Here is a 16753-nt window from a genome sequence, read left to right on the forward strand (position 1 = left end):
CGGCCGTCGCAGACCTCCGCTCGACCATCGCCCACCTGCACGTGCGGCGCACCGACCGTCCGCTGAAGCCAGTACCGATCGTGCGTGACGGTCACGACAACTCCCGGATGAGGCTGAACGGCGTGCTCGAGCTGCTCGACCAGTTCGGGATCGAAGTGGTTGGTCGGCTCATCCATCAGCAGGAGGTCGCCGGGCGCAGTCAGCAATTCGTTCCGCCGCCGAGACCCCGTCTCATTGCCGAGACCCCTGCCTGCGGACGTCGATGACCAGGGGTCTCGACAGCAATCAGGGGTCTCGGCGGCGGGGATTGAGGAACTAGGCGCCCTTGAGGCGCTCCGCCAGGTACTCGTGCAGCGCGTCGACGGAGATGCGCTCCTGCGCCATCGAATCGCGATCGCGCACCGTGACGGCGTGGTCTTCGAGCGAATCGAAGTCGACCGTGACGCAGAACGGCGTGCCGATCTCGTCCTGACGGCGGTAGCGTCGACCGATCGCACCGGCGTCGTCGAAGTCGATGGCCCAACGGCCACGCAGCGAGTCGGCGACTTCGCGCGCGAGCGGCGAAAGCTTCTCGTTGCGCGACAGCGGAAGGACGGCGACCTTGACCGGCGCCAGGCGCGGGTCGAGCTTGAGCACGGTTCGGGTGTCGGTGCCGCCCTTGGCGTTCGGCACCTCCTCCTCGACGTACGAGTCGACCAGGAACGCCATCATCGAGCGGGTGAGTCCGAACGACGGCTCGATGACGTAAGGCGTGTAGCGCTCACCGGATGCCTGATCGAAATAGGACAGGCTCTGACCGGAGGCTTCGGAGTGGCTGCTGAGGTCATAATCGGTGCGGTTGGCGACGCCCATCAGCTCGCCCCACTCCTTGCCCGGGAAGCCGAAGCGGTACTCGAAGTCGATGGTGCCGGCGGAGTAGTGCGCCCGCTCGTCCTCGGGGACATCGAAGCGACGCATGTTGGCGGTGTCGATGCCGAGGTCTTCGAACCACGCCCAGCAGGCTTCGACCCAGTGCTCGAACCACTCCTGCGCCTCGGCGGGCGGCACGAAGTACTCGATCTCCATCTGCTCGAACTCGCGCGTGCGGAAGATGAAGTTGCCCGGGGTGATCTCGTTGCGGAACGCCTTGCCGACCTGGCCGATGCCGAACGGCGGCTTCTTGCGGCTGGCCGTGAGCACATTGGCGAAGTTCACGAAGATGCCCTGCGCGGTCTCGGGGCGCAGGAAGAACATTCCGGATTCGTCGTCGACCACGCCGAGGTAGGTCTTCACGAGCCCCGAGAACGCCTTCGGTTCGGTGTACTGCCCCCTGGTGCCGCAGTTCGGGCACGGCACGTCGTCGAGGCCGTTCTCTGCTGTGCGGCCCTTGCGTGCCTCGAAGTCCTCGATGAGGGTGTCGGCGCGGAAGCGCTTGTGACAGCTCAGGCACTCGACCAGCGGGTCGGTGAATGTCGCGACGTGACCGGACGCCTCCCAGACGCGCTTCGGAAGAATGATCGAGGAGTCCAGGCCCACCATGTCGCCGCGCCCGCGGACGAACGTCTGCCACCACTGGCGGCGGATGTTCTCCTTCAGCTCCGTACCGAGGGGGCCGTAGTCCCACGCGGAACGCGAACCGCCGTAGATCTCACCCGCTTGGAACACGAACCCGCGATGGCGGGCGAGGCTGATGACCTTGTCAAGACGGGACTGTTCGGCCACGGTGGCTCCAATGGTCGGGAGAGATTCGGATGCTGCGCGCGGACATGCCGCGGCATCCACCATCCTATCCGCGCCGACGCGGACCGTTCAGCCCCCGGCTGCGGCCGCTGCCGCGGCGGCGCGCACCAGCCACGCCGGCGTCTTACCCGGTCGCGCGAAGGGGACGAGTCGCCCTGCTGTGCTCTCTTCGACCAGCTGCTCGGCCCGTGCGATGCGAGTGGCTGGACGCTTGGCCGTCGCGATCCAGTGCCGCACGGCCTTGCGATATCCCGGGGCAGCGGCGTCGAGAAAGGCCTGTGTCGCCGGAGAGGACGCGAGCACGGCCTGCACCTCTGGCTCGAGTTCTGCTTCGCCGTTCTCGTGCGAATACGTGCCGGTGCGGTCTGCGCCACGCGCCTCGAACGCCGCCAGACCAGCCGGCGCCATCCGCCCCTCTGCGATCAGCCGCTCCACGTGCGCGACATTGACCTTCGACCAGGTGCTTCGCGGTTTCCGCGGCGTCCACCGCTGGCGTCGACGATCGTCGTCGATCGGCTGGGAGACGGAGTCGATCCATCCGAAGCACAACCCCTCCGGAACGGCCTCGGCCCAGGTCAGACCCCGATCGGCGACATGGGCCTTGCGCATCTCCATCCACAGCTCGGGCTCACTGTCGTGATGACGCGCCAGCCACGCCCGGAACTCCGCGGCGTCGCGGAAGAAGACGGCCGGTTTCTCCGCCGAACCGCCCGGCTGTCCCACAGTGTCGTCCATGCGCATCAGGATGCAACGAAGCTCCGACAGCCGCTCAGCGGTTCGGGAATGCCACTCCGCCGCCGGCGGCGAGCGCATTCGCGACGATCTCGATGTGCTCGTTCATCATCTCCTCCGGCATCGCCGGCATCGACTGCTCCCAGTAGGGCAGGATCGCCCCACGCCCCTGCATCATCCCGGCCGGTCGCGCGTAGGCCCACAGATGAAGGTGCGCCGAGCCGTCATTCCATCGCGAGAAATGGCAGCGGGCGACCGCGGGGATCTGTTTGGTGGCCTCCGACAGCCGCTGCAGCACTGGACCGAGGCCTGCGAGCACCTCGATCGGAGCATCCTCGAGCTTCACGTGACGACGCGGCGAGATCGAGCCGACGAAAGGCAGGCCGACGCCGCCTTCGAAGCCGGAACCCACCTGCCATTCGTCGTCCTGCCAGATCGTGCGCTTCGACGGCTTGCAATGCCCGCACTCCGAGGCGTCGAACTCGCCATGCCGCGGCCTCTCCGGAACGAGCATCTGCTCGATCGGCAGCAATTCGAACGCTGCGATGCTGGGCACCGGTCCACTGCCGGGCACGCCGCTCGTATCGAGCGTCTGCCCGATCGGCGCCCACTTGTGCCACTCCGTGTCGGCGGGATGCTGTGCGAATTCTGCGTCGGAAGGCATGTCTACATGAAACCAGAATCCGTCGGCACGGCGTCCACGCCGCGGCTCACTCGATGAACAGATACCCACGCTTCACATCGAAACCACCCAGCCGCAGCCCTCGCCCGAGCAGGTCCTCCATCTCACCGCGCAGTCGCAGCCGCCACTCGTGCGCCGCGTCGGGATCGGACAGCCGCATCCCCTCGATGTCCGACGGGATCTCGAGCGTCTCCACGACGGCGTCAGTCGCCGGGTGCTTGGCGATATCGGCGAGCATCCACTCGACGTCGAGCCGGTCGCTCTCGTCGCCGGCATCGCCGCCGCCGAAGATGCCGTAGTTGTTCACCGAGTACCCGGTCACTCGCGCGCCCAGGATGGTGAGGAAGAAGTGCGCGTTGCGGGCGACGAGCGGATCGAACGTCCAGGTGATCCGGCCGACCTCGCGCGAGAACGCCCACTGGCGCTGGTGCTCCTTGAGTTCACGCCCCCACCCGCGACCGCGGTACTCGGGCACCAGAGCGGTGATGTGCGAGTGCATCGTCCGCTGGCCGGGAACGCCGAAGAAGGCGACGGATGCACCGACCATGCGCTCCGCACCGGATTCATCGTCGAACAGCCCGACGACGTAGTTGCCGGACTGCTCCAGGGCGCGCAGCGTGCCGGCATCGATCACGCGCTCCGGTCCGCGGATGGAATCCAGCAAGGACTGCGCTTCGATGATGAGTTCAACGGTGTCGAGATCACGTATTGTTCGCACGACCCCAGTCTGCCCCTCCTTGATCCGGATCCGGAATCGAACGTCCGCGACGTGGGCTTTCGGGTTCTCGTCAGTGGAGTCGAGCGCGGTAGGCGCTGGGAGACGAACCGCAGCGCTTCGTGAACTGCGCGTAGAAGCTGCTTTGCGAGCCGAAGCCTGCGGCGTGGGCGACATCACTCGCGGTCATCCGCGTGGTCACCAGCAGACGTTGTGCTTCGGCGACCCGACAGCGGATCAGATACTCGCCGATCGTGGAGCCTATTGCGCGGCGGAAGAGGGCGGTCGCATAGTTGGCGTTCAGGTGCGCGGCTGCAGCGATGTCGACCGTCGAGATCGGCTCTCGGAAATGCGTCACGGTGAACCGCGCCATCTCGGTGACCGCCAGCATCGCGACCGTCGACGCGCCGGGTTGATCCAGCGGCTGCATCACCGGCATCTCACCGTCGCGGCGGTGCCGATGGAGGAGGCGGCGGATGAGCGCCTGAACCTCGAGAAGCGCGATCGTCTCCAATCCGTCGGTGCCGAGCTCATCCTGCCAGGCCTCGAACATCGTCTCGAGATCCCTGGCCAGTGAGGAAGCAGGCACGATGATCGGCCGACTCAGCAGGACCTCACTGAGATCCGCCTCCCGAAGGTTCCAGCTGAGGACGGTACTCAACGGCACATGCACCCAGCACATGTCTCCGTCGTCGTCGGTGTTCACGAGACGATGCGGCGTCGCACCCCAGAAGACTGCAACCGATCCAGCCGGCACGGTTATCCGCGTGCCGCCGAACAGGTAGTCGAGTTGCCCGCGCAGCACGATGTTGATCTCGAGGTCGTCGTGCCGATGCGGGAGCGGCATGGTCGGAGCGACACCGCGCCGCACCCAGAGCCCAGGCTCCGTGACGACGATCTCCTGCGAGCCGTGCCGCTCGGTGTGCTGCACGAGGTCGTCGAGCGGATCGGCCAAATCTGGATCGCTCGCGACGCCGATGCCTGGAGGGATGGCCATGCCCCGAGTGTACGCATCGATCTGAGAATCCTGGATACTTTCCAGTCAATCGTGGAAGGTATGCCGGGATTCTCGAACTTAAGCTCTCCCTATGACTGCAACGACGCACACCCCGAAGATCACGATCATCGGCGCTGGAGGATTCGTCTTCCCCTTCCGCCTCATCGGCGACCTCGTGAGTTTCCCCGCGCTTCGAGACAGCACGCTGTGCCTGATGGACCTCGACGCCGACCGCGTGCACCGGACCGCGACTGCGGCGAGGGCACTCGTCGACCACCACGGGTTCGACACCACGATCGTGGAGACGACCGACCGACGCGAGGCGCTGGCCGACGCCGACTTCGTCATCATCACTTTCCAGGTCGGAGGCATCGACTCGTACCGCTGGGACGTCGAGATACCGCGTCGCTACGGGGTCGACCAGGCGGTCGGCGACACAGTCGGGCCGGGCGGCGTGTTCCGCTTCCTGCGATCGGTGCCCGCCTACGAGGCGATCGCCGCCGACGCGCTGGAACTCTGTCCGGACGCACAGTTCATCAACTACGCGAACCCGATGGCCATGGCGACGGCTTTCCTCAACGCGAAGGGGTTGAAGACCGTCGGCCTCTGCCACAGCGTCCAGGGCACGACACGGATGCTCGCGCGAACGCTCGGTGTGCCCTACGAAGAAGTGAGCTTCCTGTCTGCGGGGATCAATCACCAGGCCTGGATCCTGGAGTTCTCACGCGACGGCAAGGATCTCTACCCCGAGCTGCGCCGCACGATGTCGGCACGCCACCGGCGAGGCAAGGGGGCCAGCGGTCTGCACGAGGACGACGGAGACCACAGCGAGGCCGCCGAGGGGATGAGCAACTACGAGGGCGGCAACGAACAGGTGCGGACTGCGCTGATGAACACGTTCGGCTACTTCGAGACGGAGTCGAGCCACCATGCTTCCGAGTATCTGCCGTACTTCCGAAAGGATCCGGAGACTGTCCTCGAGTACATCCCAGAACGCTGGGACTACTACGAGATCTGCGTGGCCCACGATGAGCAGGGCGACATCGACGAGCAACTCACGCGCTTGCAGAAGAACCTCTCCCCTTCGGTCGAATACGGTGCGAGCATCGTCAACGCCGCCGTCACCGGCGTGCCCGCCGTCGTCTACGGCAACGTGCCGAACGCGACCGGGCTCATCCAGAACCTCCCGACCGACGCCTGCGTCGAAGTTCCGTGCCTCGTCGATCGCAATGGCGTCCAGCCCACGGCGATCGGGAGCCTGCCGCCGCAGCTCGCCGCACTCAACCGGACGAACATCGGCGTGCAGACCCTCGCGGTGATCGCGGCGCTCAGCGGCGAGGTCGAGCATGTCTACCACGCGGTCGCCCTCGACCCGCTCACCGCAGCCCAGCTCACCCTCGATCAGATCCGCTCGATGACGGACGAGCTGCTCCACGCCCACGCGGCACTCCTGCCAGCGGCTCTTCGCCCGAACCCCACAGATTCGGACGCGATCGCCATCGGACAGGAAACCGCCGCTCCGGTGCTCACCCCGTGACCTGACCGGAGACGTCGAGCCAGGGGGCGGAGGCCTCATCACCTCCGCCCCCCTGGCTCGCACTCGAACTCATCTGCCGTCCGATCGTTCCTCGAAGGAGAGGCAACGCATGCCGCCCACCAATCAGCCGATCATGAACAAGGAACTCGGCCGCAGAGGGTTCCTCGCGGTCGCGGGCATATCAGTCGCAGGTGCACTGGCCGCCTGCGCCGGAGCCCCGACCGCGACGAAACATCTGCGACTGTCCTCCTGGAACATCCCCACGGATCTGGTGTCGTACCAGGCGATCGCCGACGAGTTCGTCGCGGCGAACCCCGGAACCAGTGTCGCGATCGAAGTCACCACCGGGCAGTTCCACCAGTGGTTCATCACCCGCCTGGCCGCGGACCTCGCACCGGACATCATCCGGATCACACCGCAGCAGATCGGGCGATACGCCGCGAACGGCAGCCTCATCGACATCTCGGACGCCATCCCGTCCGACTACGCGGCCGATTGGTCCGAAGCGTTCTGGGCCATCGGTGCCCGTGAGGATGGCATCTACGGGGTCTTCCAGCACACCGACAACTTCATCACCTATCTCAACAGACCCATCATGGAGCAGATCGGAATCGACCCGCCGAAGACCCTCGATACCGCGTGGACCTGGGACGAGTTCCTCGAGATCTCCCGCGAGGTCAAGAAGGTCACAGGGAAGTACGCGTTCGGTTACGGCTGGGGTGGAGCGGAGACCGCCTACCGCTGGCTTCCCATCGTGTACCAGAACGGCGGGAGCTTCCTCGGGGACGATGGCGCTACTCCCAGCATGGACCAGGAGGGCTCGATCGAAGCGCTCGCGTTCGGACGCCGCTGGTACGAGGAGGAGCTCGTCGCCCCGGGGAACATGAGCAAATCCGGCGGCGGCGACGTGGCCCGCAACCTGTTCCTCACCGGTCAGATCGGCATGATGCTGAACAATCCGGAGTCGATCTCGCAGTTGGACGCCGAGATGCCCGATGAATGGACCACGAGCTACATGATCCGCAATGTGGCGGCAGCATCTGATCTCGGCGGCAATGCGTTGGCAGTGACGAAATCGAGCAAGCATCCGGAGCTGGCAGCTCAGCTCGTCGCGTTCGTGACGAGCCGGGAGAAGATGGTGAAGTTCTGTCATGACGGTAACTGGCTTCCCGCCAGATCGTCCCTGGATGCGGGGACCATCGGCTACGCGGCGAACGCCCGGACGCTCCAGCAGTTCATCGACCAGGGTTCGACGATCCCGATCGAGATGGTGAGGGCTGAGACGGGGGAATACTTCAGCTCGCTCAACATGGTGTTCGCGGACTACCTCGATCTCTGTCTGCTCGGCGAGCTCTCGCCCACGCAGGCTTCAGCACAGATGATGGAGGCGATGCGCAGTGTCACAGCGAAGTGAACTCGAGCAGACGGCGGCGATCGAGACGATCGCGCAGTCGGATCGGCCGAGGATCGAAGCCGGCGATCCCGCCCATGACGGCACCCCGGCGGCTCGTCGGCGCCGGGGCAGACGCGTGGGAGGCGCGACGCCGTACTTCTTCGTCGGGCCCGCAGCGATCCTCTTCCTGTGCTTCTCCCTCGTGCCGATCTGCATCGCGATCGTCCTCTCCTTCCAGGACACGGCGACGCTCGGAGACGGCGAATGGGTGGGCGGGGAGAACTTCGGCAGGATGGTCGGCGATTCGCTGTTCCGCACGGCGCTGCTGAACACGCTCGTATTCACGCTGGGCACGGTTCCGACGTCCATGGCGATGGGGCTGGCCCTCGCGGTCGCGCTCAACCGACGGATCCCCGGACGTTCCGTGCTGCGCGCACTGTTCTTCGTCCCCATGGTCGCCGCCGGCGTCGTGGTCGGAGTGGTGATGTCATGGATCTTCAACGGCGACTACGGCGTCGCCAACAACGCACTGACGTTTCTGGGACTCGAGCGCGCTCCATGGTTGACCGCGCCGGGATGGGCGATGGCGACGCTGATCCTGGTGGTGGTCTGGACGCGGATCGGCTTCTGCATGGTCATCTATCTGGGAGCGCTGCAGGCGATTCCAGAGGAATTGAAGGAGGCAGCGGCCCTCGACGGTGCGTCACGATGGACGCGGTTCCGTCTCGTGAGCTGGCCCCTGCTGCGACCGACGACATCGATCCTCCTCATCCTCAACGTCGTGTTCTCGCTGCAGGCGTTCGACGTGATCTACGTCATGACCGGCGGCGGTCCCGGATTCTCGACGACCGTCCTCATGCAGTACATCTTCCGCTCCGCCTTCATCGACGCCCGGATGGGATACGCGGCGGCCCTCGGGGGTGGTGCTCGTCGTGGTGCTCCTCCTCTTCACCGTCCTGCGTCAGAGAGCGACGCGACGAGCCGAGGAGGAACTGTGATGACGACATCCCGATTCGGCACGGCGTCGCAGGACGCACTGTCCACCCGGAACCTGCCGGCGGTCAGGCCGGCTACTTCCAGGGAGCGGACCTCCCCGCGTCGCTGGCTGCTCTTCGCCGCCCTCACCGCGCTCGCCATCCTCATGGTCTTCCCGGTCTACTGGATGTTCGTTTCAGCGTTGACACCGGGCGGGCAGTCGCAGAGCGGCAGCTTCTACCTGGTGCCCAGCGAACCGACGATGCAGAACTACGTGGAGGTCTTCGCAACGCAGCCGGTGCTCGCCTGGCTCGGCAACTCCCTGTTCATCGCCGGCATCGGAACGGCGTTGAGCGTCTGCATCTCACTGTCAGCAGGGTACGCACTCGCCAAGTTCCGGTTCCGTGGGCGGGGCCTGCTCTATGCGCTGTTCCTCGTCACGATCATGATCCCGATCCAGGTGACTCTCGTGCCTTCGTTCCTCGTGGTCGCGAGGATCGGCCTGGTCGACTCCCCGTGGGCTGTCATCCTGCCCACCCTGTTCGACACGGTCGGGATCTTCATCGCGAGGCAGTTCATGCTGGGCGTCCCGGACGCGCTCATGGAAGCAGCGCGGTTGGACGGTGCAAGCGAGTTCGTCGTGTTCTTCCGAGTCGTCCTCCCCAGCTGCGGCCCGCTGGTGGGCGTGCTCGTGATCCTCGGGTTCATGAACCGATGGAACGACTTCCTCTGGCCGCTCGTGGTGCTGCAGGGCAACGAGAACCTGACCGTGCCGGTGGCGTTGTCCACGCTCACCACCAATCCCGCCTTCAGCTCCCCCTGGGGCCCGGTCATGGCGGTGGCGACCATCACCGTCATCCCGCTGCTCGTCGTGTTCCTGGTGTTCCAGCGTCAGTTCGTGCAGGGGATCGCGAGCTCCGGCATCAAGTGATGCATGCGAGCCCGTCAGGAACCGACGAACTCCTCGGTCGGGCCGAACTCTGGCCTCTCCCGAACCTCAACGGTCGAGCCCAGCCCGTCGAGGTCGAGCACGACGATCTCGTTCGCTCCCGGGTGCCAGAGCGGCGCGGGCGCGTAGAGCGTCTCCTGCGGACCGACCTTCCAGTAGCGGCCGAGCAGGAAGCCGTTCAGCCACACCAAGCCCTTGACACCGCCGGGGAAGGCGAGCCAGGCGTCCGCCGGGGCATCGACCTCGATCGCGGCACGGGCGACACCGTCGGCTCCCGCCGCACTCGAGGCGGAGGGCGCGCTCGAGGCGGATGGTGAACCGGAGACGGAGGGTGCGTCGAACGGAAGTGCGCGGTGCGTCCAACCGTGCACGTAGCGGCGACCGTTGATGCGCACGCCGCGCATGATGCCCTTGCCCTCGCCCATGCGCGGGCCGTAGTTGATGCGGCCGAGGCTCTCGACCACGATCGTGAGCCGGGCCCGGCGTGCACCGCCGGGAAGTGGGAGCGACAGCACTCCGTCACGCTCCAGCGTGCCGACCCGCTCATCGTCGAGGAAGACCGTGGCGCGATCGTGCAGGGTGTCGACATCGACCGTGGCGTCCGCCGGCACGTCGATCTGCGCCTGGTAGACGACGATGCCGTCTTCGACGCCGAGCTGCTCGAAGGTCTGCGGCATCGGGGTCTGCTCGCCGATCTCGGGCAGCGCCTCGACCAGGTCGCGCAGTGAGACGACCGGGTGCAGCACGACTGCCTGCGCAGCCTGAACCGGCGCAGGTGCGGGGCGCTCCGGCAGCTCACCGTCGTGGAACGGGGCGAACGCAGCGCGCAGTGCCTCGAACTTGGCATTCAGCGATCCGTCTTCCCCGATCGGGGCATCCGAGTCATAACTGGTGATCGTCGGCTGCAGTGCACCGTCGTGATTGGCGCCGTTCCACAGCCCGAAGTTCGTGCCACCGTGCGCCATGTAGATGCTGACGGACCCGCCTGCGGCGAGGAGCTCGTCGACTGTGCCGATCATGCTCTCAGCAGAGCGCACGTGATGCCGCTCACCCCAGTGGTCGAACCATCCGCCCCAGAGCTCGCTGCACATCAGCGCGTCATCGGTCCTGCGCAACTCCTGCGCGATCTCGACGCCGGTGCCGAACGTGAAGGTGGGCAGTGCGCCGGCGACCGAGCCGTGCCTAAGCATGTCGGAGGTGGTGCCGTCTGCCGTCGTCAGCAGTTCGACGACTCCCCGCGAACGCAGCGCATCGCGCTGATGCTCGAGGTACGCACTGTCGCTGCCGAATGAGCCGTACTCGTTCTCGACCTGCACGGCGACGATCGGGCCGCCGAACGCGGCCTGCAGCGGCACGATGCGCGGGATCAGCGCGTCGTACCAGCGATCCACGGCGGCCAGGTACTCGCGGTCGCTCGTGCGCAGCGCGCTCACGCGTCCGGTCAGCCAGAACGGCAGCCCGCCGTTCGACCACTCGGCGCAGATGTACGGGCTCGGGCGCAGGTAGACGTCGAGCCCGACCTCACCCGCGAGCCGGACGAACGACTCCAGGTCGCGCCAGCCGTCGAAACGCGGCTCGCCCTCGACCCGTTCGTGGAAATTCCATGCCACATAGGTGTCCACCGTGTTCGCGCCCATGGCGGCCAGGCGGCGCAGACGGTCTTCCCACTGGTCGGGGTGCACGCGGAAGTAATGCAGCGCGCCGGCGAGGATGCGATGCGGACGACCACCACGGATGAGCTGCCCATCGCTCCACGTGATCGCCGAGGAGGCGTCTCGAGGTGGCGAGAATTCGCGATTCATCAGGGACTCCTGCGTGACTTCTTCCGGCACTTCACCGAGCGGGAACGGTTGCGCGTCGTGCGCAACCGCGCATGACTCTACCGGAGAGGTCACGGCATCCATCTCCCCCGCGTCGCGCCCACCCCCGCTGGGCACCGATAGCCTGGCGTAGTGGGAGATAGAGATGACAAAGCCAGGAAACGCCTCTCTCGCAACCCCGAATCGTGGCCTCACAGTCGCGGTTCTCGCCTTCGCGGGGCTCTGCTCCTCATTCATGTTCACCCTGGTCGTGCCGCTTCAGGCCGAGCTGCCCACGCTGCTGAACGCATCGCGCGAGGACACCACCTGGGTCGTCACCATCACCCTGCTGGTCGCCGCCATCGCCACTCCGATCTCCGGTCGCCTCGGCGACATGTACGGCAAGCGCCGCGTCGTCGTGGTGCTGATGGCGATGCTCATCGTCGGTTCGGTGATCGCCGCACTGTCCGGATCCATCGTCGGCGTGATCATCGGCCGCGCACTGCAGGGCGGAGTCACCGGCGTCATCCCGCTCGGCATCGCGATCATGCGCGACATCCTGCCCACCAACAGGCTCGGCACCGCCGTCGCGCTGATGAGCGCGACGATGGGCGTCGGCGGCGCACTCGGGATGCCGTTGGCCGCGTATCTGGCGATCAACGCCGACTGGCATTCGCTGTTCTGGCTCGCCGCAGGCCTCGGCATCATCGGGCTCATCCTGGTCTTCCTGTTCGTACCGGAAGACGTGCTGCTCTCCCCCAGCCGCCTCGACGTGCCCGGCGCGATCGGCTTGGCGATCGGGCTCACCGGGCTCCTGCTGTACGTCTCGCGAGGCGCGGAGTGGGGCTGGACTTCGCCCGTCGGACTCTCGCTTCTGATCGGCGGCGTCCTGGTGCTGCTGGTGTGGGGCTGGTATCAGCTGCGCACGAACGAACCGCTGCTCGACCTCCGCGTCGCCGCGCGGCCCGCTGTGCTGTTCACGAACATCGCCGCGATCGGCATGGGGTTCGCACTGTTCTCCTCGAACGTCACGTTCCCGCAGATGCTCGAACTCCCGGTGGAGAGCGGCTCCGGGTTCGGACTCGACATGTTGACTGCGGCGTTCATCATCATGCCCGCCGGCCTCGTCATGATGGTGATCTCGCCACTGTCGGGCTGGCTCGAGCGCACGGTCGGACCCCGGCCGCTGTTCACGGTCGGCGCCGCCGCGATCGTGCTGGCATACGTCTACGTGCTGATCTGGTCATCGGAGTGGTGGCACATCCTGGTCTCGAACGCGATCATCGGCGTCGGAATCGGCTTCACCTTCGCCGCCATGCCGATGATCATCATGCGCTCAGTACCCGCGAACGAGACCGGTGCCTCCAACGGCCTCAACGCCCTCTTCCGCTCTGTCGGCACGTCCAGCGCATCCGCAGTGATGGGCGGTGTTCTCGCCGCGATGAGCGTCGAGATCGACGGGGTGGCCGTCCCGACCCGCGAGGCGTTCGATGTCTGCTTCTGGTTGGCGATCGCCGCCGGAATCGTCGCGCTGGTGCTGTCGCTGTTCATCCCGAAGAGCCGCACCATCGAACGGCATCCGTCACTGCCGAGCTGAGCGCCCGTCCTCGCCAGCCTCGGCCGAGAATCAGAGCGTGAAGCCGTCCGGATCGCCAGGCCGCGGCGGCCGCAGCCTCTCGGGGATCGGCCACGCCAGCACGAACTGCTGCGCCGCCGTGCGAGTCATGTCGCCGTAGTCATCGATCTTCACGACGATGCGGCCTGGACTGCCGTCACGGTCCGGGGTGACCTCGACCATGCGCACTCGAAGAGGGTGTTCTGCTTCACCGTCCAGCATCCACGGATCGGCGAGCCATGACAGCCCGTGCTCCTCCAGCGCCGCCTCCGCATCCAGCCACTCGATGGAATCGGTGATCGGACGGCCGAGCACGTCGACCGCGACCCACTCGTCACCCGCTGGGTGGATCCAGCCGAGCAATTCTCCGTCGTCGCGGCGATGCGGGGTCCAGTCATCCATCCGACGAGCCTACGATGCGCCGCGATCGCGCCGTGCACAGACGCACGGCGCCGCGCACACTTGCAGGTCCGATGCACGGATGCAGGGCGACATGCCGATCGTTACCCCTGCAGCCGTACGATCTCCCTGCAGGTGTGCGGGGCTCGTCAGTGCGTGTATTCCATCAGCTCGAGCCCGAGCACGCGGAATGCGTCATGCGCGCGGAGCCGATGGGTGATCGACAGGTCATCGAAGCACACGATCATCGCGTACGCGATGCCCGCTCTGGGCCCCGCGAGCACTCCGGCTTCAGCGCGCACACCGCGTTCGCGGCCCGTCTTGTTGATGAACAGCAGGCCATGGGCGTCGTGGTCGTGCGAGAAGGGATCAAGACCTGTGGATGCCGCGACCAGGCTCAGATCATGGTTGAGGCTCAGCCACTCCGAGACCTGCGCGCTGACGGCGACGTCCACCGCCGTGGAGTTCACCAGCGCCGAGAACAGCCCGGCGAGCTCGCGCGTCGTGCCGACCGCGAGATGCGGAGCATCATCCGGTCCTCGCTCATCCCGGAAACGATCGAGCAGCGCGGTCTGCGTGAGTCCGAGCGTCTCAAGACGCTCGTTCACACGGTCGTCCCGCACGTACGTCAGGAGGGCGTTCACCGCGATCGGATCACCGGCCGTCGCGGCGAGCACGGCGAGGTCTGTCAGCGGCAGGGCGGGCGCCCGCAGATTGCGCCACATGCCCCCTGTCGTCACAAGATCAGTCGAGGACCGATCGACGATCTCCAGAGGATCCAGCGTTCCCGCTTCGAACCCTGCGGCGACCTCGATCAGCAGCGGCACCACACCGAGCCCGGCGATCGGCATCGTGACGTGGTCATCCCCGGCGAGCACCTCGGCCCCGCTGTCGAGGTCGGTGACGTGCACCGACACCTGGGCACCGGCATCCGCCAGCTCTTCGAGCGCACGCAGAGTGGCCACGAACGACCGGCGGCCCACGGCGGCGCGGCGCGGGAGTCGTCGATGGCTGCGCTGTGATCTGCGCAGCATCGCAGGCGGCGAAGGCTCGGGGGGAGTGCCCACGCATGTTCCTTCCCGGGAAGGTTTTGGGGGAGGCCGCGGAGGCTTACGCCCCAGCAGTATTGGCTATCGTAACCCCGTCCGACACATGCGTGTCACGACCTGCAGACAAAGATCACCAGATCGTCACACGCTGTTCTCGGGGAAGGTGCAGCGCGTCCGCTTCTGTCACGTCGAACGCCTCGTAGAAGGCATCGATGTTGCGCACGATCTGGTTGCAGCGGAACTCGTTCGGCGAGTGCGGATCGATCGTGAGCAGGCGGATCGTCTCGGCGTCGCGGCTCTTCTGCTGCCACACCTGCGCCCACGACAGCAGCAGCCGCTGCACACCGGTGAGCCCATCGATCACGGGCGACGGCGAGCCGTCGAGCGACAGTTCGTACGCCTTCAGCGCGATGCCGAGACCACCGAGGTCGCCGATGTTCTCGCCGATCGTGAGCGCGCCGTTCACATGGTTCCCCTCGCCCAATCCCACCGGGACCAGCGCGTCGTACTGTGCGATCAGAGCCTTCGTCCGCTCCTCGAAGGCTGAGCGGTCAGCATCCGTCCACCAGTCATCGAGTTTGCCTGAGCCGTCATAGCGACTGCCCTGATCGTCGAATCCATGACCGATCTCGTGACCGATCACGGCACCGATGCCGCCGTAGTTGGCCGCGGCGTCTCGAGAGGCATCGAAGAACGGGTACTGCAGGATCGCCGCGGGGAAGACGATCTCATTCATCGACGGGTTGTAGTAGGCGTTGACCATCTGCGGCGGCATGTGCCATTCGTTGCGGTCGATGGGCTTTCCGACCTTGTCGACGTTGCGATCGTGCTCGAAGATGTTCGCGCGTCGCACGTTGCCGAAGATGTCCGCACCGTCGATCTCAAGCGTCGAGTAATCGCGCCACACCTCGGGGTGGCCGATCTTCGGGGTGAACGCGTCGAGCTTCGCCAGCGCCCGCTCACGGGTCTCCGGGCTCATCCATTCGAGCGTCGTGATGCTCCGTCGGTATGCCTCGATGAGGTTGGCCACGAGCTCGTCCATCGCGGCCTTCGCCGTCGGCGGGTAGTGACGTTCCACGTACACCTTGCCGATGGCCTCGCCGAGTGCCCCCTCCGTGACCGAGACGCCGCGCTTCCAGCGCTCGCGGATCGTGGGGACGCCGGAGATCTCCGTGCCGTAGAACGAGAAGTTCTCCTGCACGATGTCGTCGGTGAGGTACGGAGCGGCAGCATGCACGACGTGCGCGCGCAACCATGACTTCCACTCGTCCAGGCGCTCCTCGGTCAGCAGCGAGCCCAGCCCCTCAAGAGCGCTCGGCTGCGAGACGACGGCCTCGGTGAAGGCATCCGGGTTGGACGGCACGACGCCGTCTCGCCACGGCGCGAGGTCGACGCCGATGAGACTCTGCAGCTCGTCCCATGTCTTGAGGTTGTAAGTGGCGACGGCGTCGCGGCTGGCGACGTTGTCCCAGTGATGGGAGGCGATCGCCGTCTCGAGTGCGAATGAGCGCTCGGCGTCGCCCGCGGCGTCCGCGATACCGGCGATCGAGAGCAGACGCGCGAGGTGCGCCCGGTACGCGGTGCGGGTGCCCTCGAAGTTCTCGAGCCGGTAGTAACTCTCGTCCGGCAGCGAGAGTCCGGACTGCACGAGGATGGGCAGATAGCGCTCGGGGTTTCCCGGATCGCCGTCGACGTAGAGGCCGATCAGATGCGCACGACCGTCGCGTTCGTACTCACCGATGGTGGCGAGGAGCGAGGGGATGCTGTCGATCTGATCGATCTCGGCAAGAGTCTCGGCGAGCGGAGTGACGCCGGCGGCGTCGATGCGCTCGGTGTCCATGAAGCTCGAGAACATGTCGCCGATCTTGCGCGCGAGCGTGCCGGCCTCTGCGTTCTGCGACTCCTCGATGATCGCGCGAACGTCTTTCTCCGCCTGCTCCGCGAGCAGGTGAAACGAGCCCCACCTGGCCTTGTCCTCTGGGATCTCAGTGCGCTCGAGCCACGAGCCGTTCACGTACCGGTAGAGGTCGTCCTGCGGACGGATCTCGGAGCTGAATTCTTCGGTCGCAAGACCTGTGGGGAGAGCATCAGTCATGATGTCCACCCTAAACGCGGTCTCGGACACGCGAGCCGTTCGGATGGGATCGTCTGCGGTGGGATCGCGCGCGAGAATCGTGCGAGAACACTTTCCG

13 protein-coding genes are annotated in these 16753 nt (G+C 66.2%); 4 read left to right on the plus strand and 9 right to left on the minus strand.

Annotated features, from left to right (window positions below):
* Positions 1–315: 315 nt before the first annotated feature.
* The 5 genes from QFZ46_RS05825 to QFZ46_RS05845 form a co-directional block, all read right to left on the minus strand.
* Positions 316–1701: a glycine--tRNA ligase gene (locus QFZ46_RS05825; protein WP_307359298.1), complete on the minus strand. Its 1386-nt coding sequence runs from the start codon at positions 1699–1701 to the stop codon at positions 316–318.
* An 87-nt stretch (positions 1702–1788) separates the two neighbouring features.
* Complete coding sequence (locus QFZ46_RS05830; protein WP_307359302.1) at positions 1789–2454, minus strand: YdeI/OmpD-associated family protein; 666 nt, start codon at positions 2452–2454, stop codon at positions 1789–1791.
* Between the two features lie 34 nt (positions 2455–2488).
* Positions 2489–3115 (minus strand): hypothetical protein, encoded by a 627-nt coding sequence (locus tag QFZ46_RS05835; protein WP_307359306.1) that lies wholly within the window; start codon positions 3113–3115, stop codon positions 2489–2491.
* A gap of 46 nt (positions 3116–3161) precedes the next feature.
* Complete coding sequence (locus tag QFZ46_RS05840) at positions 3162–3851, minus strand: GNAT family N-acetyltransferase (protein ID WP_307359308.1); 690 nt, start codon at positions 3849–3851, stop codon at positions 3162–3164.
* 70 nt (positions 3852–3921) lie between these two features.
* Complete coding sequence (locus tag QFZ46_RS05845) at positions 3922–4845, minus strand: helix-turn-helix domain-containing protein (protein WP_307359312.1); 924 nt, start codon at positions 4843–4845, stop codon at positions 3922–3924.
* A 91-nt stretch (positions 4846–4936) separates the two neighbouring features.
* Between QFZ46_RS05845 and melA the strand changes: the two genes are divergently transcribed.
* The 3 genes from melA to QFZ46_RS05860 all read left to right on the plus strand — a co-directional run bounded on the left by melA (position 4937) and on the right by QFZ46_RS05860 (position 9681).
* On the plus strand, positions 4937–6382 hold the full coding sequence (melA, locus tag QFZ46_RS05850; RefSeq protein WP_307359314.1) for an alpha-galactosidase: 1446 nt from the start codon (positions 4937–4939) through the stop codon (positions 6380–6382).
* A gap of 109 nt (positions 6383–6491) precedes the next feature.
* The gene (locus tag QFZ46_RS05855; protein WP_307359316.1) at positions 6492–7796 is read left to right on the plus strand and encodes an ABC transporter substrate-binding protein; all 1305 of its coding nucleotides are present in this window, start codon (positions 6492–6494) and stop codon (positions 7794–7796) included.
* Positions 7780–9681 carry an ABC transporter permease gene (locus QFZ46_RS05860; protein WP_307359320.1) on the plus strand — a complete coding sequence of 634 codons (1902 nt, stop codon included), beginning with the start codon at positions 7780–7782 and terminating at the stop codon, positions 9679–9681. Before QFZ46_RS05855 ends, QFZ46_RS05860 begins: the two co-directional genes overlap by 17 nt.
* A gap of 14 nt (positions 9682–9695) precedes the next feature.
* Here QFZ46_RS05860 and QFZ46_RS05865 read toward each other — a convergent pair whose 3' ends face one another.
* Positions 9696–11594, minus strand: coding sequence for a glycoside hydrolase family 35 protein (locus tag QFZ46_RS05865; protein WP_307359323.1), 1899 nt, complete (start codon positions 11592–11594; stop codon positions 9696–9698).
* Positions 11595–11664: 70 nt separating this feature from the next.
* Here QFZ46_RS05865 and QFZ46_RS05870 point away from each other — a divergent pair, with 70 nt between their 5' ends.
* Positions 11665–13095, plus strand: a complete 1431-nt coding sequence (locus QFZ46_RS05870) for an MFS transporter (protein WP_307359325.1) — start codon at positions 11665–11667, stop codon at positions 13093–13095.
* 30 nt (positions 13096–13125) lie between these two features.
* Here QFZ46_RS05870 and QFZ46_RS05875 read toward each other — a convergent pair whose 3' ends face one another.
* The 3 genes from QFZ46_RS05875 to QFZ46_RS05885 all read right to left on the minus strand — a co-directional run bounded on the left by QFZ46_RS05875 (position 13126) and on the right by QFZ46_RS05885 (position 16656).
* Positions 13126–13515: a hypothetical protein gene (locus tag QFZ46_RS05875; RefSeq protein WP_307359326.1), complete on the minus strand. Its 390-nt coding sequence runs from the start codon at positions 13513–13515 to the stop codon at positions 13126–13128.
* Between the two features lie 146 nt (positions 13516–13661).
* Positions 13662–14579 carry a serine hydrolase gene (locus tag QFZ46_RS05880; protein ID WP_373457635.1) on the minus strand — a complete coding sequence of 306 codons (918 nt, stop codon included), beginning with the start codon at positions 14577–14579 and terminating at the stop codon, positions 13662–13664.
* Between the two features lie 112 nt (positions 14580–14691).
* Positions 14692–16656, minus strand: a complete 1965-nt coding sequence (locus QFZ46_RS05885) for a M13 family metallopeptidase (protein WP_307359328.1) — start codon at positions 16654–16656, stop codon at positions 14692–14694.
* Positions 16657–16753: the final 97 nt, after the last annotated feature.

The sequence above is a fragment of the Microbacterium murale genome (assembly GCF_030815955.1).
GTDB lineage: Bacteria > Actinomycetota > Actinomycetes > Actinomycetales > Microbacteriaceae > Microbacterium > Microbacterium murale_A.

Bases quoted from the DNA above. Each gene is read 5' to 3' on its own strand.
- QFZ46_RS05830 (WP_307359302.1), bottom strand. From the start codon at position 2,454: ATGGACGACACTGTGGGACAGCCGGGCGGTTCGGCGGAGAAACCGGCC.
- QFZ46_RS05835 (WP_307359306.1), bottom strand. From the start codon at position 3,115: ATGCCTTCCGACGCAGAATTCGCACAGCATCCCGCCGACACGGAGTGG.
- QFZ46_RS05845 (WP_307359312.1), bottom strand. From the start codon at position 4,845: ATGGCCATCCCTCCAGGCATCGGCGTCGCGAGCGATCCAGATTTGGCC.
- melA (WP_307359314.1), top strand. From the start codon at position 4,937: ATGACTGCAACGACGCACACCCCGAAGATCACGATCATCGGCGCTGGA.
- QFZ46_RS05855 (WP_307359316.1), top strand. From the start codon at position 6,492: ATGCCGCCCACCAATCAGCCGATCATGAACAAGGAACTCGGCCGCAGA.
- QFZ46_RS05870 (WP_307359325.1), top strand. From the start codon at position 11,665: ATGACAAAGCCAGGAAACGCCTCTCTCGCAACCCCGAATCGTGGCCTC.
- QFZ46_RS05875 (WP_307359326.1), bottom strand. From the start codon at position 13,515: ATGGATGACTGGACCCCGCATCGCCGCGACGACGGAGAATTGCTCGGC.
- QFZ46_RS05885 (WP_307359328.1), bottom strand. From the start codon at position 16,656: ATGACTGATGCTCTCCCCACAGGTCTTGCGACCGAAGAATTCAGCTCC.